Annotated in this window: 19 protein-coding genes and 1 pseudogene; 14 read left to right on the top strand and 6 right to left on the bottom strand. The window is 42.7% G+C overall.

The genetic code is table 11. From position 1 onward, the window contains the following. Positions 1–12: 12 nt before the first annotated feature. Together RRG12_RS12000 and RRG12_RS11995 are read right to left on the bottom strand one after the other, a co-directional pair. The gene (locus tag RRG12_RS12000; RefSeq protein WP_420759424.1) at positions 13–2,598 is read right to left on the bottom strand and encodes a TonB-dependent siderophore receptor; all 2,586 of its coding nucleotides are present in this window, start codon (positions 2,596–2,598) and stop codon (positions 13–15) included. A 210-nt stretch (positions 2,599–2,808) separates the two neighbouring features. Continuing rightward, complete coding sequence (locus tag RRG12_RS11995) at positions 2,809–3,834, bottom strand: helix-turn-helix transcriptional regulator (protein WP_420759423.1); 1,026 nt, start codon at positions 3,832–3,834, stop codon at positions 2,809–2,811. 446 nt (positions 3,835–4,280) lie between these two features. On the opposite strand from RRG12_RS11995, the gene RRG12_RS11990 reads away from it, so the two are divergent. The 3 genes from RRG12_RS11990 (at position 4,281) to acsF (ending at position 6,813) form a co-directional block, all read left to right on the top strand. Beyond that, positions 4,281–4,673 (top strand): hypothetical protein, encoded by a 393-nt coding sequence (locus RRG12_RS11990; protein WP_420759422.1) that lies wholly within the window; start codon positions 4,281–4,283, stop codon positions 4,671–4,673. 281 nt (positions 4,674–4,954) lie between these two features. Continuing rightward, positions 4,955–5,260, top strand: a complete 306-nt coding sequence (locus RRG12_RS11985) for a hypothetical protein (RefSeq protein WP_069068802.1) — start codon at positions 4,955–4,957, stop codon at positions 5,258–5,260. 497 nt (positions 5,261–5,757) lie between these two features. Next, the gene (acsF, locus tag RRG12_RS11980; RefSeq protein ID WP_069068803.1) at positions 5,758–6,813 is read left to right on the top strand and encodes a magnesium-protoporphyrin IX monomethyl ester (oxidative) cyclase; all 1,056 of its coding nucleotides are present in this window, start codon (positions 5,758–5,760) and stop codon (positions 6,811–6,813) included. A gap of 338 nt (positions 6,814–7,151) precedes the next feature. Here the strand turns inward: acsF and RRG12_RS11975 are convergent, their stop codons facing one another. Then, on the bottom strand, positions 7,152–7,958 hold the full coding sequence (locus RRG12_RS11975) for a pentapeptide repeat-containing protein (RefSeq protein WP_420759421.1): 807 nt from the start codon (positions 7,956–7,958) through the stop codon (positions 7,152–7,154). A 10-nt stretch (positions 7,959–7,968) separates the two neighbouring features. Then, positions 7,969–8,610 carry a hypothetical protein gene (locus tag RRG12_RS11970; protein ID WP_069068805.1) on the bottom strand — a complete coding sequence of 214 codons (642 nt, stop codon included), beginning with the start codon at positions 8,608–8,610 and terminating at the stop codon, positions 7,969–7,971. A gap of 1,254 nt (positions 8,611–9,864) precedes the next feature. Here RRG12_RS11970 and RRG12_RS11965 point away from each other — a divergent pair. The 8 genes and pseudogenes from RRG12_RS11965 to RRG12_RS11930 all read left to right on the top strand — a co-directional run. Next, positions 9,865–10,839, top strand: coding sequence for a hypothetical protein (locus tag RRG12_RS11965; protein ID WP_420759420.1), 975 nt, complete (start codon positions 9,865–9,867; stop codon positions 10,837–10,839). A 69-nt stretch (positions 10,840–10,908) separates the two neighbouring features. Beyond that, positions 10,909–11,175, top strand: a complete 267-nt coding sequence (locus tag RRG12_RS11960) for a hypothetical protein (RefSeq protein WP_069068807.1) — start codon at positions 10,909–10,911, stop codon at positions 11,173–11,175. Positions 11,176–11,183: 8 nt separating this feature from the next. After that, positions 11,184–11,408 (top strand): hypothetical protein, encoded by a 225-nt coding sequence (locus RRG12_RS11955; RefSeq protein WP_069068808.1) that lies wholly within the window; start codon positions 11,184–11,186, stop codon positions 11,406–11,408. Between the two features lie 84 nt (positions 11,409–11,492). Then, positions 11,493–12,338: a NifU family protein gene (locus RRG12_RS11950; protein WP_069068809.1), complete on the top strand. Its 846-nt coding sequence runs from the start codon at positions 11,493–11,495 to the stop codon at positions 12,336–12,338. A gap of 387 nt (positions 12,339–12,725) precedes the next feature. Next, positions 12,726–13,577, top strand: coding sequence for an ABC transporter ATP-binding protein (locus RRG12_RS11945; RefSeq protein ID WP_420759419.1), 852 nt, complete (start codon positions 12,726–12,728; stop codon positions 13,575–13,577). After that, the gene (locus tag RRG12_RS11940; RefSeq protein ID WP_069068811.1) at positions 13,534–14,388 is read left to right on the top strand and encodes an ABC transporter permease; all 855 of its coding nucleotides are present in this window, start codon (positions 13,534–13,536) and stop codon (positions 14,386–14,388) included. Before RRG12_RS11945 ends, RRG12_RS11940 begins: the two co-directional genes overlap by 44 nt. A gap of 19 nt (positions 14,389–14,407) precedes the next feature. Next, the gene (locus RRG12_RS11935) at positions 14,408–14,881 is read left to right on the top strand and encodes a MarR family winged helix-turn-helix transcriptional regulator (RefSeq protein ID WP_069068812.1); all 474 of its coding nucleotides are present in this window, start codon (positions 14,408–14,410) and stop codon (positions 14,879–14,881) included. Next, positions 14,847–15,770: pseudogene (locus tag RRG12_RS11930) on the top strand (MFS transporter); the annotation flags it as partial. The gene RRG12_RS11935 and the pseudogene RRG12_RS11930, both read left to right, overlap by 35 nt. A gap of 66 nt (positions 15,771–15,836) precedes the next feature. Here RRG12_RS11930 and recN read toward each other — a convergent pair. Next, positions 15,837–17,585 carry a DNA repair protein RecN gene (gene recN / locus RRG12_RS11925; RefSeq protein ID WP_420759435.1) on the bottom strand — a complete coding sequence of 583 codons (1,749 nt, stop codon included), beginning with the start codon at positions 17,583–17,585 and terminating at the stop codon, positions 15,837–15,839. 256 nt (positions 17,586–17,841) lie between these two features. On the opposite strand from recN, the gene RRG12_RS11920 reads away from it, so the two are divergent. Then, positions 17,842–19,854, top strand: a complete 2,013-nt coding sequence (locus RRG12_RS11920) for an ABC1 kinase family protein (protein WP_420759418.1) — start codon at positions 17,842–17,844, stop codon at positions 19,852–19,854. A 31-nt stretch (positions 19,855–19,885) separates the two neighbouring features. Here the strand turns inward: RRG12_RS11920 and cysC are convergent, their stop codons facing one another. Further along, positions 19,886–20,440 carry an adenylyl-sulfate kinase gene (gene cysC / locus RRG12_RS11915; protein ID WP_069071694.1) on the bottom strand — a complete coding sequence of 185 codons (555 nt, stop codon included), beginning with the start codon at positions 20,438–20,440 and terminating at the stop codon, positions 19,886–19,888. Between the two features lie 545 nt (positions 20,441–20,985). On the opposite strand from cysC, the gene RRG12_RS11910 reads away from it, so the two are divergent. Further along, positions 20,986–21,219 (top strand): DUF4915 domain-containing protein, encoded by a 234-nt coding sequence (locus tag RRG12_RS11910; protein WP_420759417.1) that lies wholly within the window; start codon positions 20,986–20,988, stop codon positions 21,217–21,219. A 165-nt stretch (positions 21,220–21,384) separates the two neighbouring features. Continuing rightward, positions 21,385–26,124, top strand: a complete 4,740-nt coding sequence (locus RRG12_RS11905) for a beta strand repeat-containing protein (protein ID WP_420759416.1) — start codon at positions 21,385–21,387, stop codon at positions 26,122–26,124. Positions 26,125–26,152 lie beyond the last annotated feature (28 nt).

Below are 26,152 nucleotides of genomic sequence, written 5' to 3'. Positions count from 1 at the left end.
AACCCTAACTTTTTAAAACGTCCAAGAAATAGTTCCCTGCACAGTAAATGGCGCACCAGGAGAGACTCGCAATCGATTGAAGGCATTTTCAAAATAATCCACATTAAAGAGGTTTTTGATATTGATCGCAGCACGTAATCTGTCTTGCTTGTAGAAGATAGCAGCATCAGTTGTTAAATAGCTGGGTACTTCAAATGTATTTCCAGCATCTCCGGCGCGATCGCCTACATAAAAAAGTCCCAAACCAAAGCCCAAACCTTGTAAGTCTCCTCGTTGAATTTCGTAGGTTGTCCATAAGCTGGCAGCATGGGGAGTTGTCTGCAATGCCCGGTTCCCGACTGGAATGATATTATCTTTAGTGACGCGGGCATCGTTGTAAGCATAGCTAGCAAAGATGTTCCATCCTGATAAAATTTCACCCGCAACACTGAGTTCGATTCCTTGACTACGCTGTTCTCCAGTTTGAACAGAAAAGCCTAAGTTATCTGGATCGTCAGTTACAATATTCGATTGGGTAATATCGTACAACGCCAATGTAGTTGAAAGCCTGTCATTCAAATCTGCTTTGACTCCAATTTCAAACTGAGTCCCCTTGGTTGGCTTAAATTCACTCTCATCAAAGGCTCGACCAATTGCTGGCTGGAATGATTGACTGTAGTTAGCATAGAGAGAAATAGGCGGGATTGGCTGATATAGAATGCCCACACGGGGACTAAAGGCACTCCCCGATTGACTTGTTTCTGTATCTGCAAGAAAGTCTTTGTCAGTTTGCTTGAAGTTATCAAATCGACCACTGAGGAGCAGCTTTAAATTGTCTGCAATTGTTACTTGATCTTGCACGATAAAGCCAAGCTCATCGGTCACGGTATTGGTATCAGATTCAAATGTAATTGCACCAGGTAGCTGACCATAAATCGGATTGAACAAATCAAGTGGAGCAATTTCTCGATCAATACCGCTAGAATCTATACTTTGTCTGCCCAAATCAAAGCCAAATAGTAATTGATGTTTAATTGAGCCAGTTGCAAACTTACCAATAACATTGGTCAAAAGCCTATAGTCGCGTTGATCGTAGAGTCCTTCTATGTAGATTCTCTCCAAAGTGCGATTATCATCTAAAAGCCCTACGGGGAAAGTGCCTAAATCAGGAGAATAAAACCTGCTATATTGAAATGAATTTTTAAATGACCAAGCCTCACTAAATTTATGCTCTAATGTGTACCCAATTCTAGAAACTTCGGTGTTAATGCTACCTTCATTTACGTTGCGATCGCGGGGTATTTTGCCATTAGGGTTAGAAAGTATTGTTCCAATTGCAGGCAAGCCAAAACTAATTCCTTCCGATTTTATGTTTTTGTAAATGCCTTCAACAGTTAGATTTGTATTCTCCCCAAGTTCAATACTCACTACCGGTGCAATCACTAGATTTCTAGCTTTGCTAGAGTCAATGAAAAACTCTTGATCTCGGTATGATGCGTTAAGCCGATATAGTACTTTCTTCGCATCGTCTAACGGCCCAGATAGATCCACTTCACCACGGTAAAAGTTAAAATTACCAATAGTTGCTTCGGCAAAGTAGTAAGGATCGCGCAGGGGTTGTTTGGTCACAAAGTTAACCGTTCCCCCTGGTGATGATGAACCAAATAAAATAGAGTTTGGGCCTTGCAGGACTTCTATTCTTTCAATTCCTGTAAGGTCAGGCCCAAGGTTAGAAGATAAAGAGTCTTTGAAACCGTTTAGCGTAGGCTGGGTAAAAAATCCTCGAACTCGTATCCGCAATGTTTCAAAATTAGTCGGAGATGAAGTGCGGACACTTGGGGCATTAATAAGCGCACTGGAAATATCGGCGCGTTGATCGCGCAGCACTTCTTGAGGAATAACCTGAATCGATTGGGGAAGGTCACGCAGGGGTGTATCAGTTCTTGTCCCAGTGGTGGTATTCGTGACGCGATACTTGTCTTCCTCCCCTGTTACCACCAACTCAATTGGTTCATCAGCTGGCGCTGCTGGTTCCTCTTGCGGTGTTTCACTTGTTGGCTGCTGTGGTGGCTGCATTGCAGTTGCAGCAGGTGTCACACCAAAAATCAGCCCTTCATCTCCATCAAATAACTCAACTGTTGGGAGTTGAGTCTCCCCCGTTACTGTCACCTGGATAGTATTATTATCTTGATTAACTACCAATACTTCTGCAATTCCGGCAAATGGTTTTTCTTGGCGAAATGTATTACCACCCTCATAACGCAATTGCGAATTGGGAACATTGATAATTAATTTATTGGCTTCATTCTTCTGAACAGGCTGGAGAGTATCACTTTTATTTGTTTCTAAAATTATCTCAACACCTTTTTCGGTTTTGGTAATGCGTACCCCTGTAACTTCTACTATTGCCTCTGCACTGGGGTTCTGAGTTAATAACAGTGCGGCCTTCATCTGGGGAAGTTCTACCTCACTCAACTGGGGAATAGTTGATATAACTTTGCGTTTATCTCTAACATTTACTGAATTTACTCCATCAGTTTCAGCCAATACTGACTGTGTTACGAGTATAAAAAATGAGGCTGTAAACATCAGCCCAGAAAGCGATTTTATTAATTTCATCACCAAATCTCCCTCACACCAACATATTCATCAGACTTTCGACCCCTCTCCCGTTACAGGTTAGGGTATTAGACCACTCCATTTATCCCCACAAGCTGTTAAGAATCTTTCTTAACTAAACTAGTAGTTTATGTACAATAAGGGATTCAGATTTCTAATTTGAACGCTAGAGGGATTTTTTTTGAACGCTAGAGGGATTTTTTCTGAACGCTAGAGGGATTTGTGATGATGTTGAAAGTATTGTTTGGGATTCAATCCAAATTTTTTGCGAAAAGCTAAAGCAAAGTAACTGCGACTGTCAAAACCTACCCTAAATGCTACTTCTTCAATCTTCATATCTCCTAATGCTAAAAGTTGTTTCGCTTTTTCCAGGCGATAGTTGTGCAAATATTTGAACGCAGATGTCCCGAAAACTTGACGAAACCCACGCTTCAATTTAAATTCATTTATACCTACTTGTCGTGCTAAGTCTATCAGGCTGGGTGGATTTTCTAAATTACCCAACAAAATTTCTTTAGCTTGGTAAATTCTCTCAACATCTCTCAAATTCTTCCCTGGAAAGCTATGATTACGTATCTCCTGCTCCTGCTCCTGAATTTGCTGAAAATGAAGCGTAATCAATTCTATTGCTTGACTTTCCAAATACATTCGCTTCATCAAGCCTTGATAGGGACACTTGAGGATATTACATAAAACTTTCCACATTTGCTGTGTGATTTCCCCTTGCTGGTAGTAAGGCTGTACCTTACCATTCATCACTACTTGACGCAGGGAAATTGGTATCTGTTCTAATTCTTCTTCACCAAAACTTTGAAAAAATTCCTGCGGTTCGATTTTCAGATAAATTCGTGAAAACTTCTCACCAGCTTTCCAGCATTCAGTTTCTTTGATGTCACAGTTACATTCTGAATAATATCTGCCTACTATTTCGTCTGTCTTGTCAGTTAAACCGTGGCGTTCAATTCTCACTTTCCCTGAGAGAAAAAAACTCAAGCCAAATTGAGATTTATCAAAAATATCTCTAAGCCACACAATATCATCAATAAATTCTTCTTGATGTATTGAAATAGATAGTCCATTACGTAATTCTGACCAGCATTGATAGGTATGAGAGACATCTAGAAGTTTCCCTTTACGGATAGTTTCAAAACCCTTTGATTGAAAAGAAGTGTGACCATTTTGCTCACTTTCTGCCAATAATTCTTGCCAATCTGTATCTGTAAGAATTTTTGTCATAGTTTAATAATAATTACTGTCATTATCAAGCTGATATATGATTGAAACTAACGCGTTTTTTCAAGTTATCCGAAAGGAAACACCTAAATACTGGATGCAATGCTCAGTGAGAATTGATAAGTCAGCCCTTGTGCGATGCCTGCGACGTTCGCGTAGCGTCTTTAAGCAAGCGTAGCTAACGCTCCAACAGTCATTACCCTAAGTGACTATATCCTTAAATAAGAAAGATTCTTAATTGTTGCACGAAATTTACTGTAAGAGAAGTAACTGTGTATCAAGTCACTTGTCGTGCTGCTAAATCCTAGCTCATCCAATTTGTTGTAATTATTTTTACGATCTCTTGCCTAACTTGTCTCTTGCTAATAGTTCGTAGTTGAGTGCAAAATCTGATCTTGCTTTTGGGAATACTCTATTTATTCACCGAACTGAAGGGAATAAAACACCTTGTGACAATTTGTGAAATTCGTGGCATTGGCGGTCAATATAATTTATTCTTGCCTGAAGATGATGAAAAGATGATCATTCTTAATCAAGAAATACCTGTGAAATACACCATTTTACAGGGAAAACATGCAGTGGGAACAATATTGCTGGGAGCATTGATTAGTCTCTCAGAAAAAAAGGCGCAATTGCGATCGCCACATTCTTTAGAACTCTTGAGTAATCTCAAACTCAAGCTATTGATTGATGCAGAAATGGCTACAGAAGAAGAACATATCTATGCCAAGGTGATTCAACAATCTAATGTTGACGAGCATCTTTTTCTGCTTCGGCTTACAGCTATTCCCCCAAAAGCGAGTGCAATTCTCAATGCACTGCGTCAGCCTGGGTCAAATTAGAGTATCAATATTGGAATGGTAAAGAAGGGAGGTGTATGTCAATAGGGTAAATCGAAAAAGTAGGTAGTCTAGCTTTTTTTAAAACAGTAACAATTGTTGCTGATAGAACCAGGCGATCGCGGTAAGATTTTGGACTTAAGCCTGATCCAACTCCAATAACTCCTAACTCTGACCGACTAATTAATAATTCGTAATATATGGTATAGAGCAACTAACTTGAGTTCTGGAGATAAAAATATGATTTTTTCTAAAACTGAGATTACATTACATCCCAAGGACAAATGACGAACGTAAACAACTTTCAAAGACTAGTAGAACTTGCAAACGATCATGGAATTATTTGCCAGCCAACACCAGAAGAATGCTTAATTGCATCCTTACCTGGAGATGATGATTTCTTATTAGCTTTTACTTGGTCTGGTGCAGTTGAGGGAGAGCCACCAGAACATGAATTAATCGCAATTAGTGTACAGGATATCGTCAAAGAAGTTACCGTTGCAGCTTGGCAGATTCCTATTTATTTATTCGGAAACGTTTTAAGGCAAGCTCAGATGCTTGTCACTGCTCACAAAGATTTTGTTAGCTAACAGAAACAGACAAGTCTTAGCTAAAAACTACTATCCCTGTCCACTGTGGCGGGGATTTTTATCGAACAGGAGTCAGGAGTCAGAATACAGGAAAGGTATTCTGTATGAATGGCGGATAGCGCCGGATACTGTATTTAGACAGGGAAATTTAAAAACTTAATAAAATATCTAAACCCTAGCCCTCAAAGGTTTTCCTTTCACATTTTCGCGGATCTAACTGTGTTATGAAAAAGGCAGTGCCGATGAAATGAGTTTCAAAAGCCTTGGATGAAAGAGGGATTTGAGACTGGTATTTTTACTCAGCACTGGCTCAACGCCCCGCTATCCATGTACAGCATTCAGCACTTTTAAGCGAGGAGGCAGGAGGAAAGAATGATGATTGAAGAAGAATTCAGAAATTCCGACTTTACTAAAGGATTGTGAAGAGGGCTAGCTAAATAATGATATTTATCATAACTTTATAGTTATAGAACTATTGATTCATCGCCTCATCACTCATGGTTAACACTCTACCCAAGCCAGAAATTAAAACCCCCAGTAAAGAAACGGTACTCACTCCCCGGTTTTATACTACAGATTTTGAAACCGCAGCCAAGCTGGATTTGTCTGCCCAGGAAACAGAGTTGCAGGCGATGTTGACAGAAATGCGGACAGACTACAACCGCCACCATTTTGTTCGTGATGAAGCCTTTGAGCAGTCTTGGGAACACATTGGTGGTGAAGCAAGGCAGGCGTTTATAGAGTATTTGGAACGCTCTTGCATTTCTGAGTTTTCCGGCTTTTTGCTATTCAAGGAATTATCCCGCAAGCTGAAAAATCGCAGTCCAGTGCTAGCGGAAATATTTCAACTGATGGCGCGTGATGAAGCCCGCCACGCCGGATTTCTCAACAAAGCAATGGGCGATTTTAAAGTCTCCCTGGATTTAGCCACTGTTACTAAAACCCGCACCTATACCTTTTTTCCGATTGAGTGGGTACTTTACACTGTTTACCTATCAGAAAAAATCGGCTACTGGCGTTACATTATTATTTTCAGACATCTAGAAAAGCACCCAGAAAACGAGTTTTACCCTATCTTCCGCTACTTTGAAAGTTGGTGTCAGGACGAAAACCGCCACGGAGATATATTCAAAGCATTATTACGTTCTCAACCTGAACTATGGAATACCTGGAAATCTAGGCTGTGGAGTCGCTTTTTCTTACTCTCGGTATTTGCTACTCACACCTTGACAGTTCATGAACGTTCCGGGTTCTATAAATCACTGGGACTTGATGCCACAGAATTTGATTTCCAAGTTGTCCGCAACACCAATGAAACTGCGGGACGGGCTTTTCCGGTGATGCTGAATACCGAACACCCCAAGTTTTTCCCACGGCTGCAACGCTGTGCAGGTTACAACTTGAAAATTGCAGAGATTGAGAGCAGTTCTGCGCCGAAAGTTGTGAAGCTAATTCGCAAACTACCTTTGATTGCAGCAATTGTTTGGAATCTGCTGTTAGTTTATCTGATCAAACCCATTGATACTGAAGTATTGCGAGGAACGGTTCGTTAACTATTAGGCATCTTCAAAAAAAGATGTGGGGAAAATTCATGAATTGTCTCTACCAAAAACTTGGGTCTAAAGCCCCGTCCTTTGAGGACGGCTTTTTATCATCGGTGACAGGACTTTAAATGAGTAATGAGTAATGAGTAATGAGTAATGAGTAATGAGTGGATGAGAAATAGGTATTTACTCATTACTTATTACTTATTACTTATTACTCCAGAATCACCGACCCTTCTTTCTCGGTGAGTATGTCAACAAGGATTTCGAGTTAGGTTTCTGAGGGTTAGAAGTTACCAAAAATATCTTTTCAAACAACCTCTGAGGTGCAAAATGTCGGCTGTAAACTAATTGTGCCTTGAAGCGTCAGGCATAATTGCTTCCTGAAGATTTACACCGTTGAGGTTAGCTCCCCTAATGTCGGCTCCTCTAAGGTTAGCTCCTCTGAGATTTGCTCCTGCTAAATTCGCGTTTCTGAGGTTAGTCCAACTCAAGTCTGCTTGACTCAAGTCAGCTTCACTAAGATTAGCTTGCAACAGGTATGCACCACTGAGGTGAGCCTTGTTCAGATTAGCTTTGTAGAGGTCAGCTTTGTAAAGATAAGCACCCAACATTTCCGCTTCGTACAAACTCGCTTCGCTGAGGTCAGATGCAATCAAGTTAGCTTCAATGAGGTTGGCAAAAGAGAGGTTAGTCCGCATCAGCTTTGCTGAACCTAAATCGGCATCTTTCAAGTTAGCGCCTGTTAAGTCAGTGCCAATTAGATTAGCATATGCGATCGCAGCGTCTCTAAGATCCACGTGACTCAAATCGGCTCCAATCAGATTGGCATGACTCAAATCTGCCTGCGTAAGTATAGCACCACTCAAGTTAGCAACACTGAAGTTAGCCGCACTCAGATTAGCTTCAGTTAAAAAGGCTTTGTAGAGGTTGGCACTACTGAGGTCAGCACCACTGAGGTTTGCTCGCACCAGTAAAGCATTACCTAAATCCACTCTTCTCAAGTTTACCCCTTGGAGGTTTGCGCCTCTGAGGTTATCGCCTTGCAGATTCGCGCTGCTGAGGTCTGGTTCAATCTGGGGATTTTTCTTTCTCCACTCAATCCATGTAACTGCACCTGCTTTGAGTAAAGTTAGATGCTCTCGATTTGCCATTTTCTCTCCTTTACTCCTGACGCCCACCCAGAGAATTTACCCGACCAGCGACACTTTCAATGGCCGTTAATGCTCCCGCCGCCCCTGCTAGAATATCCTGTTCTTGTCCACCTAAGTAAAGCCGTCCAAAGCTACCTACAGCTTGAACTTCAAGAATGTTAATCCTCGCTGCTTTTTCCGCTTCATTGGCAGCCAGTGCGGCATAAGCAGCAGGTTCCACTTCTAATACATATAGTGTTTGACCTGCTAGTAGTAGCTGTCCCCGGCGCGTGCGATTAATTAGTTGTGTTTGATAAGCATCGATGTTGCGGATAATCTGGCTAGAAATAACACGCGGTTTCAGACATTCCTCTCTTTTGACTCCCAGGAACGCCAAAATAGCTTGACCAGCAGCTCGCGTTTCGCCTTGGGAGCTAGAATGAACTTCTAATAGTCCGTAGAGTCGTTCAACTACCTGTACTCCTGGACGGACAGAGGCAGATTTCAGGGCTATATCCGTAATCTTATTAATTTCGATACCAGGAGAGATTTCAATCCACAGTGATGTATCTCCTGGTAATGGTAAGAAGCCTTGGGCTACTGTTCCCATATATGCTGCATGTTGAGGTTGCAGGTTGTCGAGAAATACGAAACTGCGTAGTTCTATTCCCAAGATTTTGCTCTCCAGTCGTGAGGGTAAAAGTTATCTATTGCAAGATATAAGCGCTTAACTTGACAATATATGGTATTAAGGAGCGCAAATTCCGTTTAACGGATATACACCCGTGTATTAAATCGCAATTCATAGAAAGCAATGCTTATTCAGAAGACCCTCGTCGTTATGGGATAAAATCTGCTTTGATCGCACGACATAATTTTTGTTCAACACAGCTGCTTTATAAACACATTGACCTTTTTACATTACCCCAGTTTTACCCCCAAATTGACTATTGGGTAAGGGACTTCCGACAAATAAATAAATTCAGGACTTACGTATTGACAAAATAGGCAGAAAATGCGTTTAAAAAATAGAAGGAAATAAGCAATGCCTATGCTAACCACAAAAGGCGTTGAAAGGCAGATAATACTAAAGTTTTCTAGTGAAAGTATTTCGGAGAAGTTTCAAAAACAAAATTCCCTGATATTACATAATGTATGTATCTGACAAAGATACACTACACTATTGATAGCGATCGCATGGATTGACCTCTCCCCCAACTCCTCTCCGAAGCGGCTATCCATTAGTCACATCTTTCTTAAGATTTGCGATAGTATTCACTCACGCTTTTTCTAACTCTGATTAGTTCGTCATCAATTCTCAATAAAAAGCTAATTTTAACGATAAGATTAAGAGCCAATCTGTCAAGTATCTTTGACACCTCAGTGCTAAAGATGCCTACAGAACAAGCGTTTCAAGATTGTAAAGAAAGATGTGACTAATGGATAGATAGGGGAGACAAAGCATAGCTTTGGCGGGATGGGCTTTTTCGGGTTTAATAAGCAATCAAGCGAACATGATATCAAACCGTATTCCTAATATATGTCAACAATTCAATAAAAAATATTTGGATTGTGTCCAGCAATGATACAAAAAATATTTTTAAAATATTAGGTGTTTAAAGCTGACATTAATATTAGCAATTCCCCCCTAGAATTTTAGAAATAGGGTGTTTTATATTTTAGAGACTGGGGACTAGGTATTGGGGATTGGGTATTGGGGATTGGGGAAAACTATTCCTTAATCTTCAGTTGCTAACCTCCAATCACCAGTCACTAAATTCCTAGTCTCAGATCAAAAAGGGGAATTCCGCCTAAAGGACTCGAAGCCTGCGTAAATCAGTATGGCCCGTGATCAGATGCAAAACTGTGTCTCGATCATTTGTGGGCGTTGGACTCAATTCCCAATTGGCTAGAGTACGGCAGAGTTATGATCCCCAGCATTACAGATTCAGCGGTGAAAGCTGCGGTAGCAGCTGTTGCATCGGAGTCAGCCACAGCAGAGGAAAAAATCCAGATGCTGATTGAGATAGCGCAAGGCTTTCAAAAAAAGCCCAAAGCTACCCAAGACTTGCGAAATGCAGTTGGGTTATATTACCGGGCCTATGAAATGTGTGGTGAGGAATATCCCTTGCTAAAAGCTAGGGCTAAAGTGGGCATGGCAGGGACGTTACAGGCAATACCGGATGTTGATTACCAACTGCTGCTGCAAGCAAAAGCAGGTTATGAAGAGGCGTTGCCAATCTTACAGCAATTAGCCTCACCAGAGGAAGTGGCAGAGACGCAGATGAATTTTGGGCTGGTGTTGCAGTCGCTAGTGCCATTTAATTTGGCGCGGATAACTGACAGCATCCAGGCTTATCATGAGGCGTTGCGGGTGTTTAGTTGGGAGGATTACCCCCAGGAATACGCGATTTTATATAACAATATTGCGATCGCTTATCTTTCTATGCCCTTAGCATCGGAACGGGAATACTTGCGTCAAGGGTTAGCTGTGCAGTCATTTGAGGTGGCACTAAAGCATATTAATTTGATCGATCATCCCAGAGAATATGCGATGTTGCAAAACAACTTGGGTAACGCTTTGCAATATTTAGTGAGTTCCCATCCTGTGGAAAATAACTTGCGTGCGATCGCAGCTTACGATGAAGCGCTAAAAGTTCGTAACTCTAAAGATACACCCCTAGAGTACGCTAACACAATTTCAAACAAAGCTAACGCCCTATTCAACTTACCAGACGACTCAGAAAAACCAGAAGTGGGTAATCCTCAAAATCTGTTGCAAGCACGTATGTATTATCAACAAGCGTTAGAGATTTTTACCCAAAACCAACAAATTCAACAAGCAGAGATAGTAACCCAAGCCCTACAAGATATTGAAGTAGAAATAGGAAATAGGAAATAGGGCATTGGTTATTCTCCTCATCCCCCTCATCCCCACTCCCATAATTACTAATAAGGAGAACAAAACAGCATGAGAGATGTTTTTACAAACCCGACTGTAAGAGATTTTCTCACAAGTTTAGCAGATGGTGACTTGAACATAGCAACAGGATTAGTGTGGATAGTCATCGCAACAGCCTTGTCTATGGTTGGCGGTGCTATTGGTGGAATGTTATTAGCTGGGAAAGATATAGGCTATAGCTTTTCAGCAATGCTTGGTGCATTATTTGCTCCGGCTGGTGTAATTCCTGCCATCCTGTTAGGACTTGCCATACTAAATTTATTGACAAATTATTAGGAGGAAAAATGTTAGAAATTGGATGGTTCTCAGCCAAGTTATTTGTCAAAGGAAAGTTGCTGCGTGACCCGATATATTTTATCCAGCGAACTGCTATTGCTACTGTTGTAGGTTCATTACTGCTAGTGTTATTTGCACAAGCTGACATTCCCTTTTGCCTACCAATAACATTGTCTAGTTTAGTGACAGGCATGATTATGCCATTTCTCCTCAAAGATTTCAAAATGAAGTGATTTATCATTTGTCATTGATAAATAACCAATTCCCAATGCCCAATGCCCAATGCCCTATGCCCAATGCCCAATGACAAATGACAAATGACAAATCTTGAAGAATTAGTTCAGGAAATTAACCGCTTTGAGGCAATTATATCTGAGTGGGATGAAAGCCAACGCTGTGTAGCGGTAGGTTTAAAAAGAGCAATTGAAGCCTTGCATAAAGCAGCATTGACTAGTTTGATTAAAAGCCTCAAACAAGAATCAATGTCAGGTTTACGTCATGCTGTTACTGATGAAGTAGTATACGCAGTACTGCTTTATCATGAACTAGTAAAACCACCAAAACCACCATTAACACAGCGCATTCAAACAGCCCTAGAAGAAGTTCGCCCAGGTTTAAAAAGCCATAATGGGGACATTGAACTAGTGGCAATTAAGCCACCAGATACAGTGGAAATTATGCTCATAGGAACTTGTAGCAGTTGTCCGACTTCTACCTTGACTTTATCTCAAGGAGTAGAACAGGCAATCAAAAACCATTGTCCTGAAATTACCAAAGTGGTTGCAGTTAATAAAAATCCTACTATTAACACCACAAATTCTAGTTTAACTAGTCCATTTTCTCCACAGATAACTTCTAGTTGGGTAAAAGTAGCAACTATTGAGCAAGTTCCTGAATTTGGTATATTGGCAGTACAAATTGCTGGGACTTCGCTCATTTTACATCGTCAAGGTGCTAGAGTAAGATGTTACCGTAATGCTTGCGCTCATTTAGGATACTCTTTAGAAGAGGGTAAGATTGAAAATGGTATTATCACCTGTCCTTCCCACGGATTTCAGTACAGATTAGAGACAGGTGAATGCTTAACTGCACCGGATATTTCGCTTCAGTCATATCCGGTAAAGTTTAAGGAGGATAAGGTTTTTGTGAAACTACAAAAATGATCATGCGAAGGTAGCATCTCAGCAAATATATATGGCGATTAGAATTTGCGGTTACTTTGCTTCATCATTTCAGTAATTTACCGAAGAAAGGCAGAAGGCAGTAGGCAGAGGGCAGGAGGTAAGAAGTATCAATTAAAACTTTAGTTCTGGGTCTAAAGTCCAGTTCAAAGCAGTAATTATACTGAGACTGCTTGCAGCGAGGTATAAAACGTCCTTGCTTCAATCCCACTCTTTTAAGGGTGGGTTACCTCCTGCCTTTATCCTCCTGCCTCCTGAATCATTCCTTTTACTCTTATTCAAATTTCCGCCAGAAGTCTATTGACTTCTGGCAAATCTATTGAGAAGCTAATAGTTAGATTTACTAATTAATAGAAGTGCATCAAACTTGTGACAATACTGACGGGAAAAATAAATCGATCGCAACCTCCTAGCGAACCAAAGCCGCTAATCCTTGAAACTCAAGGACTCACACGCCGTTTTGGGAAGTTAACCGCAGTTAATAACCTGAGCATATCTGTGGAACAGGGCGAAGTATTTGGTCTGCTTGGCCCCAATGGGGCAGGGAAAAGTACAGTTATTAAAATGCTGACAACCTTGCTACCTATCAGTGCAGGGAAAGCAACCTTAGCTGGCTATGACGTGGCTTGTCAATCTAATTCTGTGAGACGGGCTATCGGCTATGTGCCCCAAGCGCTGTCTGCTGATGGTAGCCTCACAGGTTACGAAAATCTCTTAATCTTCGCCAAGTTGTATGGAATAACTGCCAAAGGACGCGATCGCCGCATCTATGAAATTTTAGAATACATGGGTTTGCAAGATGCAGCGCACCGCTTAGTACGAAATTACTCTGGTGGGATGATCCGCAAGCTGGAAATCGGCATATCAGTTCTACATCAACCCCAAATTCTGTTTCTTGATGAGCCGACTGTCGGACTAGATCCCATCGCTCGAACTCAAGTATGGCAACTTGTACTACAACTCTGTGCTGATTACGGCACAACTATATTTTTAACAACCCACTTTTTAGAAGAAGCGGATAGCTTATGTAACCGAGTGGCGATTATGCAGCAAGGTGAAGTCGTTACCACAGGCACACCAACCGACTTAAAAGCTTCTTTAAATAATCCAAATGCAACTTTGGATGATGTCTTTATTCACTATACAGGTGACCAGCTAACATCAGGAGTCAACTACCGTGACACAGCAAGAACCAGACGTACTGCTCAACGGTTGGGTTAAATCACCACCCACTGTCCGAGTAAATTTGATCTCTGCAATTAAAGAGCTAGTTATCAAAACCCTAGCGATCGCGGAATTGGAAATCCGTAAACTCCGCCACGATCCCACTGATTTAGTCGTTCGGGCTGTGCAACCAGCTTTATGGCTGCTAATTTTTGGGCAAGTTTTCGCCCGAACTCGCGCGATTCCTACAGGGAATTTACCCTATTTAGACTTCATTTCTGCTGGCATCTTGGCTCAGAGTATTTTGTTTGTGGCAATTTTTAGTGGTGGAATGACGCTAATCTGGGAGCGAGATTTAGGGATTGTCCATAAATTTTTAGCTAGTCCTACGCCTCGTGTGGCGATGGTGTTGGGCAAAGCCCTGGCATGTGGGGTGAGGTGCTTATCTCAGGTAATATTCATTTACGGATTAGCATTTTTATTAGGTGTCAAACTAAATCTTCATCCCCTAGCTATTCTTCAAGTACTGCTGCTAGTCATAATGGGAGCGGGTTCTTTTTGTATTTTCTCATTAATTATTGGCTGTTTGGTGAAAAGCCGAGAAAGGATGACGGGTATTGGACAATTGTTAACCATGCCGTTATTTTTTGCGAGCAATGCCATCTATCCGATTTCTTTGATGCCCAGTTGGTTAAAGTTCATTTCCCATTTAAATCCGTTGACTTATCTGGTTGACGGGTTACGTAGCACTATGCTGTTGAATGGCACTAGCATCTATGGCTTTGGTCTGGATTGTACAATTCTCTTATTCACATTAATCATTTTGGCCATCCTTGGTGGAAAACTTTATCCACGGGTGGCGATGTAACTAGGAGAACAAAAAGCCCATGACCTTGGATAAACCTAATCAAGGTGCAACTTCCGAAGAATGTGCCGCTAGAGTAATGGAGACAGTTCCATTAGTGATGCGGTTTATCCGAGCGGATATGCGTGCTCATAGTGCCGCTTTTTTATCTATACCTCAATTGCGATCGCTAGCATTTATCAACCGCAATCCTGGGGCTTCATTATCTGATCTGGCAGAGCATTTAGGTGTCACCTCTGCCACAGCATCAGCAACCATAGAACGCTTGGTACAACGCGACTTCGTGAAACGGATTGCTCATCCTCAAGAACGGCGGCGGGTGCTGCTCAATTTAACTGAAGATGGAAGGCATCATCTGAAGCAATCCCAAGATCAAACTCGCGCTCATATTACCGATTTGCTCAAAGGTCTTTCAGAAGACCAAATTTCCAACATTGAAGAAGGCTTAACTCTACTAAAAAATGTCTTCGAGAAAACAGAACTCAAAGCCCCATAACTTTGAGGTTGCACAACACGATCCCTTTGCAGCCTTTAAGTTTCGAGACTATCGGCTATTTACCATCGGACGGCTGGTGCTGTTCGTGGGGTCGCAAATGCAAACTGTAGCGATTGGCTGGGAACTCTATGAGCGGACTAACTCAGCGATCGCTTTAGGTGGTGTAGGGCTAGCGCAAGTCCTACCGATGATTATTCTCACGTTAATTGCTGGAGATGTTGCCGATCGGCGCGATCGCAAACTCACTATGTTACTGTCGGTGATACTGCTAGCCCTCTGTTCCCTAGCTTTAGGAGTACTTTCCTATACTCAGGGTACAATCTTTCTAATTTATGCCTGCTTGGTTTTAACAGGTGTCGCTAGGGCATTCCTCAAACCTGCCAGTGATGCTCTGATGTGGCAATTAATACCTGTCAGCGCCTTTACCAATGCAGCTACTTGGAATAGTAGTAGCTTTCAGTTAGCCTCAGTCATCGGCCCAGCCTTCGGAGGATTTGGGATTGCGCTACTAGGAAGTGCTACAGGAGTTTATGTATTAGCTGCGATCGCTGCGTTTTTGTGTTTTCTTTTAACGCTAGCGATTAAAGAGCAAAAAGTCATCCGCACAACTGAGCCAATCTCACTCCAAGCACTTGCTGCTGGTGCTAAGTTTGTTTGGCAGAATCAGTTGATTTTAGCCGCGATTACATTAGATATGTTTGCTGTATTGTTGGGTGGTGCGTAGGCGTAGCCCGCCGTAGGCATCGCGCTTCTCCCGATTTTTGCCAAAGATATTTTACACGTGGGGCCAGTAGAGTTGGGATATCTCCAAGCAGCCCACTCCATCGGTGCTTTGACTATGGCTATCACCCTCGCGTATTTACCACCGTTACGCAAAGCAGGCCCGGCCTTTTGGTAGCCACCTGCTTGCATAGGTTTACTTCATCAGACATAATTGCCTCGCTCTGCTGTAATATCAATTTTGCTCCCGGTGACGGTGGTTTGCAGCTTGTAATAACAGAGATTCTGCAAAAGCGATCGCATCGCTTGCAGATTTACCACCAGCTAACTGCGCTAATTCTTCCCGGCGAGTGGTTAAATCATCTAAAGTAGTAACTCTGACAACAGTACGCTGTTCAGCATTTCCATTGTTGGCTTTTTTACCCTTACTTGGATTAATAGTTTGCTTATCTACGCGGAAATGCCGATCAGCCATTGCCGCAACTAAAGGTTGATGCGTAACACATAACACTTGGTTGCGTTGACTTAGCTGGTGTAATTTTTCCGCGATCGCTTGGGCTACCCTGCCCGAAACCCCGACATCAATTTCATCAAAAACCATCGTTCCAGCCACGTCAACCTGAGAAAAACAAGCTTTCAGCGCCAGTAAAAAGCGGCTCATTTCCCCACCAGAAGCAACTTCCGTTAAAGGTTGCAGTGGTTCTCCAGGGTTGGAACTAAATGTAAAAGTAATTTTATCTGCTCCCATCGCAGTTGGGAAAGCTGGTAATATTTCAACCAGAAACTTCACCTTTTCCATCGCTAGGGGCTTGAGTTCAGCTATCAAACGTGATTCTAAATTAGCAGCCGCCTTACTCCGCAGTTGAGTTAACTGATTAGTTGCTTGGGTGAGTTTTTCAAAACACGCCTTTTCTTGCTGTTCCAAGTTTTCAATAGATTGTTCGCTGTCGTTAAGTTGGGCCAATTCCCCTTGGATACGTTGGTAATAAGCGATCGCTTCTGTAAGTGTCGGCCCATACTTGCGGCAAATTTGCTTTAATTCCTGAATCCGTTCTTCCACCTCTTCCAACCGCTGCGGATCGGCTTCCAAACCATCCCCATAAGCATTAATTTGCCTTCCCACTTCCATTACCGCAGCTTGGGCGTCCCGCACCAATTCCAACAAATGTTGTAGTTGGGTATCGTATTCCACCATGTCATTTAATATCGCCTCACTGTCTCCCAATAAATCACCTGCGGCGGGAGTTTCATGATCGTTTTGATACAAAGCCTGATAAACTTTGTAACTCATCTGTTGCAAATCGACGACATGATTTAGGCGTTCCCGTTCTTGTCCCAACTGTTCCAATTCATTAGGTTCACTGAGATTGGCTGCTCCCAATTCCTGCACTTGATAAGTCAGCAAGTCGAGTTGTTGCAACCTTTCCCGTTCTGATGTCCGGCGTTTTTCTAGTGCTAAATGTGCCTGTTGGTAAGTACTAAAGCTCGTGGCAACTTTATGACGTTGCTGCATTAGAGAGTCGCCGCCATATAAATCCAACCAGTCCCGGACTTGGGCAGATTGTCCTACTTGTACCGTTTGACCTTGAGCTGTAATTTCCACCAAGCGATCGCGCATTCCTCCCATAATCTGGCGATTTACCAACACACCATTCACCCGCGATCGACTGCGGATATTACTAGCGGTGGCTGTGATTTCTCGGCTTATGACTACAGAATTTTCATCAAGTAAATCTATTTCTTGTTCGGTCAACCAAGCTGCTAGAGGGGCGTTTGAGGTGAAAGTCGCTTCCACCATCGCCCGACTTGTTCCTGTACGAATGACTCGACTAGAAACTTTACCTCCTAAAGCGGCATCAATGGCATCCAAGATAATCGATTTTCCAGCGCCGGTTTCACCTGTCAACACATTTAGTCCCGCGCCAAATTCCAATTCCAGTTGGTCAATTAGGGCAAAGTTTTCGATTCGCAGACAGAGCAACATCAAGCCAAATTCTCCATGAGGGCAGATGCGAGATACTTCTAACTTACAAGACAATAAGCATGAGCTTTCAGCAACTAGCAATACCTACTACTATTGAACTAGTATGCCCGTTTAAGTGTAGCAGACCTATTAGCACTATGAGCAGGGAGAAATGAGGAAGAAATAACGAATGCCCAATGCCCCATTTCCAATTCCCAATTTCTAAACATATTGTTACAATACTTAATGTGATCGTTCTGAACTGGTAGCCTTCTTCATGATTGTTAAGACACTTCCCCCTAGTTCCCAACCGATTCAGGAGGACAGTAGCAACGGCACAAATCGCCGAGGCGAACTGGACGTTATTGATATAGTGCCAGAAGAAAATGGTACACAAGGCTTGGTTGTGCGTAGGCGTAGCCCATCGCAGACATCAGCATCCCTGTTAGCTGCCCAAAAGCTCAGGACAACTGCTCAACCAGAGACGCTTTACGATCCCATAGGCATAGCCGCGCATTACCAAAATAGAAAACTGCAAGTTGTACGGCGGATTTTCGCCGTGTTGGGGCCGACCCTATCTTTTGCTTTTGGGTTGTGGTCGGATAGTAAACGGGGAATTGTCGTCAAAAATGATCGCCGCCGAGCCACTCAGTTACGAGAATTACTGACGCAACTGGGGCCTGCTTACATCAAAATTGGACAAGCTTTGTCCACCAGACCGGATCTAGTTCCTCCCGTATACCTAGAAGAATTAACTAGGCTACAAGACCAATTACCACCTTTTCCCAACGAAATTGCCTACCAGTTTATCAAAGAAGAATTAGGCGCACCTCCAGAAGAGGTTTACGCCGAACTCTCAGCCCAGCCAATTGCTGCGGCTTCCTTGGGGCAAGTTTATAAAGGTAAGCTAAAAACTGGTGAAGAAGTCGCTGTTAAAGTTCAACGCCCTGACTTAAGAGAGGGGATCACCATTGACTTGTATATCTTGCGTAACCTCGCTGCTTGGGTGCAGAAAAAGGTCAAACGGGTAAGAAGTGACCTAGTTGGGATTCTTGATGAATTAGGCGATCGCATCTTTGAAGAGATGGACTACATCCATGAGGGCGAGAATGCCGAACGATTTTTCGAGCTATATGGTCACATAAAAGACATATACGTACCGGAAATTTACTGGGAATATACCAATCGTCGCGTCTTGACGATGGAGTGGATTAACGGCACTAAATTAACCCAGACAGAAGAAATTAGCGCCCAAGGTATAGATGCTCGTTATCTAATTGAAGTGGGTGTGCAGTGTTCCCTGCGCCAGCTGCTAGAACATGGATTTTTCCATGCAGATCCCCACCCTGGTAATTTGTTAGCGACAACTGATGGTAAATTAGCTTATCTCGACTTTGGAATGATGAGCGAGATCAAGCCACCACAGCGTTATGGTTTGATTGAAGCGATCGTCCATGTCGTCAACCGCGACTTTGAAGGATTAGCAAAAGACTACGTTAAGTTAGATTTCTTATCACCAGAAACCGATTTAACACCAATTATCCCAGCTTTTGCAAGAGTCTTTGCTGATGCCGAAGGAGCCAGTGTTGCCGATCTTAATATTAAAAGCATCACCGATGAACTATCTGCTTTGATGTATGAATATCCTTTCCGCGTACCGCCTTACTACGCTTTAATTATTCGCTCACTCGTGACACTGGAAGGTATTGCAATATTTATAGATCCGAACTTTAAAGTCCTCAGTGAAGCTTATCCCTACGTTTCTAAACGCCTGTTAACCGACCCAGCACCGCAATTAAGAGCATCATTGCAAGATTTGCTATTTAAAGATGGGCGATTTCGCTGGAATCGCTTAGAGAACTTGTTAAAAAATGCCCGCAATAGTCAAGACTACGACTTTAATTTAGTGCTGAATCAGGGAATAGAATTTTTGTCATCTGAACGTGGTGCTTTTATTCGTGACAAACTAGTAGATGAATCTATCAACGGACTTGATGCTTTAGGTAAAAATGTTTTGCATAACTTTACCTCCCTGTTGCGGGAACGGGTAGGATTGACAGCAGTTAATGAAACTCCAGCGGCCACAGTTGAGCAACAACAAACGTTGCAGCATATCAAACGTATATTGGGCATTCTTCAAGAAACAAGAGGCTTTGACCCAGTGCAACTAGCGTCCCAAATTGCCCAGTTATTGGTAAATTCAGATGTACAACGTTTGGGTCAACAAATTGCTAGTCGCTTCACGCAAAAAGCAATAGCCAGGTTAATTCGGCAATTATTGATAACGTAGTAAAAGTTATGAGTTAAAAACTTTCTTTAACTCATAAATTAATCATTTTAGCAGTTGTATAACCCAATTCTTCCAGCTTTTCTAAAACCTTAGTTGCACTTTCAACAATGCTTTCTTGGTTAGTTTTGCATTCGACTTCAGGACTGAGTGGTATTTCATAAGGATCATCAATACCAGTAAAGTGCTTAATTTCCCCGGATCTAGCTTTTTTATATAACCCTTTCACATCTCGCTGTTCACAAACTTCTAATGATGCATTGACGTACACTTCAATGAAAGATGGAATACTTTGGCGCACTTCTTCCCGAATTTTGCGGTAAGGAGAAATGGCTGAAATCAATACAATTACATTATTTCTGGCCAGAAGGCTAGCCACAAAGCCAATGCGCCGAATATTCTCTTCTCGATCCTCTTTACTGAAACCCAACCCTTTGCATAAGTTTTGACGTATCGCGTCGCCATCCAAAACTTCAACTCTATATCCCTGTATCCGCAGTTCCTTCTCTACGAATTGACAGATAGTAGTTTTACCTGCACCACTTAAGCCAGTGAACCATATTGTCATACCATATTCTTTTTGTCTCATCCTACCTCCGCTGTAGACTTCAAATGGCACACCCAAAAAAGCTTTTTTGGATAATGTCAGGTCAAATAATAATTTTATTTTTAAAATCTTTTTTTAGCAGGAATTTCGGGCGTCGCTTGGCGACTAGTATCAGTCTTGCTACTTTTACTTCTACTAATTTCGAGCAAAGGAATCGCACTTACACGTATATCGCTTCAATATTTAATACAGCGACTAGCGATGTCTACGATGAGCTATGCCTACGCACTTGCTCAAGCCTAACAACGGGCTTTATGGCTATAAAAAACAAAAACTGCTAACCTAGGCTTCAAATTCTTGAAGTTTTGACCAAGCTTTATATTCAGTATATATACAGGTTTATTTTAAAGAAATAGTCTTTATTATGACAATAGTCTATTAAATAAGACTTAGCATTAGGACATTATAAAAAACTAAGTTCAAAATGTTTACAAAGTTAAATACAGTGCAGTTTTATAGCTGCGCGAACTTTCATCAGGGGGCGATTCCTTTGGATTGCTTTCCTAGTAAAAGTTTGTTTTTTGACAATGATGGCACACTTAGTGGTCTATCTCATTAATTTTACAGGGTTAGTTTGCCACGGATGGCATACTTCCCAGGCGACCTCAACATTCACGACCTGGAATTTGGCAGAGAAGGACTATGGATTGTCAACACCCACTTTTTCTGCCTTGATTCTAGACTTCAGCTTTGTACCACGCTGGCATCCCAAATTTATTTCCCAATTAGTATCAGAAGATCGGTGCCACCTGAATGGTTAGCGATGGTTTTGAATTAGGAACGAAAAGAAATCCGCCAAGCATTTACTGCACCAGAGTTGAACTACTGGTTGCGATCGAGTGCGGTGATTCCTAATGACTAAGGAATCTCTCTAATCACAGCGTAATTGTTGAAATCAAAATTTTAGTTTTTTTCAGAGGTTTTTCATGGCTGAATTCAAAGTCAATACTGAGAACGCTAGTAATCAAAATAACTCCACAGTGGCAATTGATGCAGATGGGGATTTTGTTATCTCCTGGCAAAGCTTTGGTCAGGACGGGTCTGGCTATGGAATATATGCTCAACGCTACAACAGTTTTGGGGTAGCTCAAGGGAGCGAATTTAAAGTCAATAACACCACCGACAACGACCAAAAGAACCCCATAGTAGCGATGGATGCAGACGGGGACTTTGTCATTTCCTGGCAAAGCCTGAATCAAGACGGTTCTGGCAATGGAATATATGCCCAACGCTACAACAGTGCTGGGGTGGCTCAAGGGAGCGAATTTAAAGTCAATACTGAGAACGCCAGTGATCAAAGTAACCCCACATTAGCGATGGATTCAGATGGGGACTTTGTTATCTCCTGGCAAAGCCTGAATCAAGACGGTTCTGGCTATGGGATATATGCCCAACGCTACAACAGTGCTGGGGTGGCTCAAGGGAGCGAATTTAAAGTTAATACTGAGAACGCTGATCAGCAAAAGAACCCCGTAGTAGCGATGGATGCAGATGGGGACTTTGTCATTTCCTGGCAAAGCTATTATCAGGATGGGTCTTACTATGGGATATATGCCCAACGCTACAACAGTGCTGGGGTAGCTCAAGGGAACGAATTTAAAGTTAATAACACCACCAACAAATCACAATCGAACCCCACAGTAGCGATGGATTCAGATGGGGACTTTGTTATTTCCTGGCAAAGCCTGAATCAAGACGGTTCTGGCAATGGAATATATGCTCAACGCTACAACAGTGTCGGGGTAGCTCAAGGGGGCGAATTCCAAGTCAATACCTTCACCCCCAACGATCAAAAAAACCCAGTAGTAGCAATGGATACAACTGGGGACTTTGTTATTTCCTGGTCTAGCTATGGTCAGGACACATCTTATGATGGGATATATGCCCGACGCTACAATAGTGCCGGGGTAGCTCAAGGGGTCGAATTCCAAGTCAATACCTTCACCCCCAACTATCAATCTAACCCCACAATAGCGATCGCTCAAGATGATAACTTTGTCATTTCCTGGCAAAGCACTAATCAAGATGGGTCTGGCGATGGCATATATGCCCAACTATACAAAAACAGTGGGGTTCCCCCGACTATCACTTCTGGTTCTGCCTCTGCCTTGGCATACATTGAGAACGCCATTACAGCCATTGACTCAGGCATCACTGTCAGCGATGCAGACTCCCCCAACCTTTCCAGTGCCACTGTCAGCATTACCAGTGGTTTTGTCTCTGCTCAAGACACCCTCGCTTTTACCAACCAAAATGGAATTACGGGCAGCTACAACAACAGCACAGGGGTTTTAACCTTAACTGGCAGTGCCACTGTTGCTAATTATCAAACCGCACTGCGTTCTATTACTTATACCAACACTAGTGATAATCCCGCTACTACACCTCGTACCGTTAGCTTTCTAGTTAATGATGGGACTGCTGATAGCACCGCAGTTACCCGTAATATTAACATTACGGCGGTGAATGATGTACCCATTGCTACTGTCACCAACTCTGCCCTGGCATATACTGAGAACGCCACTATAGTCATTGACTCAGGCATCACCCTCAGCGATTTAGACTCTGCTAACCTGTCCAGTGCTACCGTTAGTATTACCAGCGGTTTTGTCCTTGCTCAAGACACCCTTGCCTTTACCAACCAAAATGGAATTACAGGCAACTACAACAGCAGCACAGGCGTTTTAACCTTAACTGGCAGTGCCACTGTTGCCAATTATCAAACCGCACTGCGTTCTATTACTTATAACAACAGCAGTGATAACCCCAATACTACACCTCGTACCATCAGCTTTTTAGTTAATGATGGGACTGCTAATAGCACCACTGTTACCCGCAATATTAATATTACGGCAGTGAATAGTGCGCCCGTTGCTACTGCTACCAACTCCGCCCTGGCATATACTGAGAACGCCACTACAGTCATCGACTCAGGCATCACTGTCAGCGATGCAGACTCCCCCAACCTTTCCAGTGCCACTGTCAGTATTACCAGTGGTTTTGTCTCTACTCAAGACACCCTCGCCTTCACCAACCAAAATGGAATTACAGGCAACTACAACAGCAGCACAGGCGTTTTAACTTTAACTGGCAGTGCCACTGTTGCTAATTATCAAACTGCACTACGTTCTATTACTTATATCAACAGCAGTGATAACCCCGCTACTACACCTCGTACCGTCAGCTTTCTAGTGAATGATGGGACTGCTAATAGCACCACCGTTACCCGCAATATTAATATTACAGCGGTGAATGATGATCCCGTCGCTGTTAACGACAGCATCACCACAAACAAAAATACACCCATTATCATTAGTGCTACTACTTTGTTGAGCAATGATATGGATGCAGATGTCATTGATGTATTGAATATTATTAGCTTCACTCAACCTAGCCACGGAAGCTTACTTGACAACAACAACGGTACTTACACTTATACGTCCGTCGAAAACTATTATGGCTCCGACAGCTTCACTTACACCATAAGTGATGGGCAAGGAGGCAGTAGCACTGCTACCGTCAACTTGACCATTAATGAAGTCACGCCTCCCATTAATGGCACTTCAGGTGCAGATAACCTGACTGGTACAGGGATCATGGATATCATCTCAGGGTTGCAGGGCAATGACACCCTCAACGGACTAGGTGATAACGACACTCTCGATGGCGGCGATGGAAATGATTTCTTAGATGGTGGTACAGGCGATGACAGTCTCATTGGTGGTAAAGGCAATGATACTTATATTGTGGACAGCATCGGGGACACTATTATTGAAGCCGCCAGTGCAGGCACAGATTTAGTTAAATCTTCAGTGAGTTGGGTGTTGGGAAATAACCTGGAGAACTTGACCCTGACTGGAACCGACGCAATCAATGGTACTGGCAACAGCCTTAAGAACATTCTTATAGGAAATACTGCTGCTAACAACTTGAGCGGAGGAGATGGTAACGACAGTCTTTTTGGTGATTCAGGTAATGACACCTTGTTGGGCGGTGCAGGCAATGACACCTTGAATGGAGGTTTGGGATCTGACACTCTTGATGGTGGCGCAGGCAACGACATTTACACTGTAGACAACATAAACGATGTTATTGTTGAAGGCTTAAATGCAGGCACAGATTTAGTCAATTCTTCAGTGAGTTGGGTGTTGGGAAATAACCTGGAAAAATTGACCCTGACTGGAAGCTCGGCAATCAATGGTACTGGTAACAACCTTAATAACATCCTCATAGGAAATACTGGCGCTAACAACTTGAGCGGAGGAGATGGTAACGACAGCCTCTTTGGTAGCTCAGGCAATGATACTTTGTTGGGCGGTGCAGGTAATGACACCTTGGATGGAGGTGCAGGGATTGACAGTCTTGATGGTGGAGCAGGCAATGACATTTACACTGTAGATAATGTGAACGATATTGTTGTCGAAGGTTTAAATGCAGGCATAGATTTAGTCAAGTCTTCGGTGAGTTGGGTGTTAGTAGATAACCTAGAGAACTTGACACTGACTGGAAGCTCGGCAATCAACGGTACTGGTAACAGTCTTAATAATATCCTCATAGGAAATACTGGCGCTAACAACTTGAGTGGAGGAGATGGTAACGACAGCCTGATTGGTGGTACAGGTAATGACAACTTGTTGGGTGGTTCCGGCAATGACACCTTGGATGGAGGTGCGGGGATTGACAGTCTTGTTGGTGGAGATGGTGATGACATTTACACTGTAGACAGCCTCAGCGATATTGTTGTCGAAGGCTTAAATGCAGGTATAGATTTAGTCAAGTCTGCTGTGAGTTGGGTGTTGGGAGATAATCTGGAGCATTTAACCCTGACTGGTAGTAAGGTAATCAATGGTACTGGTAACAGCCTTGATAATATTCTTACGGGAAATGGTGGCGCTAACATCTTAAGCGGAGAAGGTGGCAATGATAGCCTCTTTGGTGGCTCAGGCAATGACACTTTGTTGAGCGGTGCAGGTGATGACATCTTAGATGGAGGTGTAGGGATTGACAGTCTTGTTGGTGGAGCTGGCAATGACATCTACACTGTAGACAACCTCAGCGATATTATTGTCGAAGGCTTAAATGCTGGCACAGATTTAGTCAATTCTTCGGTGAGTTGGGTGTTGGGAGATAATTTGGAAAACTTGACCTTGACTGGAACCAAGGTCATCAATGGTGCTGGTAACGGCCTTAATAATATCCTTACGGGAAATAGTGGCGCTAACATTCTGAGCGGAGAAAGTGGCAACGATCGCCTCTTTGGTAACTCAGGCAATGATATTTTGGATGGAGGTGCAGGTGACGATGAACTCATCGGTGGAATTGGTCGAGATACGCTAACTGGTGGAACTGGGGCAGATAGCTTATATCTGACTGATACCCGCACTGGTGGCTATGATACTATTACTGATTTTAATGTTGGAGATGATACAATATTCATTTCCAAGGCAGAATTCGGACTCAGCCAATCTCAGAATACTGTACTTGATTCCGGCTTGTTCCGACTTGGTACTATTGCTACAACCGCAAGCGATCGCTTTATCTACAATCAAACTACGGGGAATCTATTCTTTGACGTAGATGGGACTGGTAAGACTGCACAAGTTCAAATCGCCCAGTTCTCCAATCAGGCAATGCTTACTAATGCAAATATTACTGTGATTGCCTAACTTTGCTCAGACAATTAACCTAGAATCA

Source organism: Nostoc sp. CALU 546, from assembly GCF_048836525.1.
This window is presented reverse-complemented; position numbering and strand designations above follow the sequence as displayed.

Bases quoted from the DNA above. Each gene is read 5' to 3' on its own strand.
- recN (WP_420759435.1), bottom strand. From the start codon at position 17,585: ATGTTGCTCTGTCTGCGAATCGAAAACTTTGCCCTAATTGACCAACTG.
- RRG12_RS11920 (WP_420759418.1), top strand. From the start codon at position 17,842: ATGATTGTTAAGACACTTCCCCCTAGTTCCCAACCGATTCAGGAGGAC.
- RRG12_RS11935 (WP_069068812.1), top strand. From the start codon at position 14,408: ATGACCTTGGATAAACCTAATCAAGGTGCAACTTCCGAAGAATGTGCC.
- RRG12_RS11985 (WP_069068802.1), top strand. From the start codon at position 4,955: ATGACGAACGTAAACAACTTTCAAAGACTAGTAGAACTTGCAAACGAT.
- RRG12_RS11910 (WP_420759417.1), top strand. From the start codon at position 20,986: ATGATGGCACACTTAGTGGTCTATCTCATTAATTTTACAGGGTTAGTT.
- RRG12_RS11955 (WP_069068808.1), top strand. From the start codon at position 11,184: ATGTTAGAAATTGGATGGTTCTCAGCCAAGTTATTTGTCAAAGGAAAG.
- RRG12_RS11905 (WP_420759416.1), top strand. From the start codon at position 21,385: ATGGCTGAATTCAAAGTCAATACTGAGAACGCTAGTAATCAAAATAAC.
- acsF (WP_069068803.1), top strand. From the start codon at position 5,758: ATGGTTAACACTCTACCCAAGCCAGAAATTAAAACCCCCAGTAAAGAA.
- RRG12_RS11975 (WP_420759421.1), bottom strand. From the start codon at position 7,958: ATGGCAAATCGAGAGCATCTAACTTTACTCAAAGCAGGTGCAGTTACA.
- RRG12_RS11960 (WP_069068807.1), top strand. From the start codon at position 10,909: ATGAGAGATGTTTTTACAAACCCGACTGTAAGAGATTTTCTCACAAGT.
- RRG12_RS11950 (WP_069068809.1), top strand. From the start codon at position 11,493: ATGACAAATCTTGAAGAATTAGTTCAGGAAATTAACCGCTTTGAGGCA.
- RRG12_RS11965 (WP_420759420.1), top strand. From the start codon at position 9,865: ATGATCCCCAGCATTACAGATTCAGCGGTGAAAGCTGCGGTAGCAGCT.
- RRG12_RS12000 (WP_420759424.1), bottom strand. From the start codon at position 2,598: ATGAAATTAATAAAATCGCTTTCTGGGCTGATGTTTACAGCCTCATTT.
- RRG12_RS11995 (WP_420759423.1), bottom strand. From the start codon at position 3,834: ATGACAAAAATTCTTACAGATACAGATTGGCAAGAATTATTGGCAGAA.
- cysC (WP_069071694.1), bottom strand. From the start codon at position 20,440: ATGAGACAAAAAGAATATGGTATGACAATATGGTTCACTGGCTTAAGT.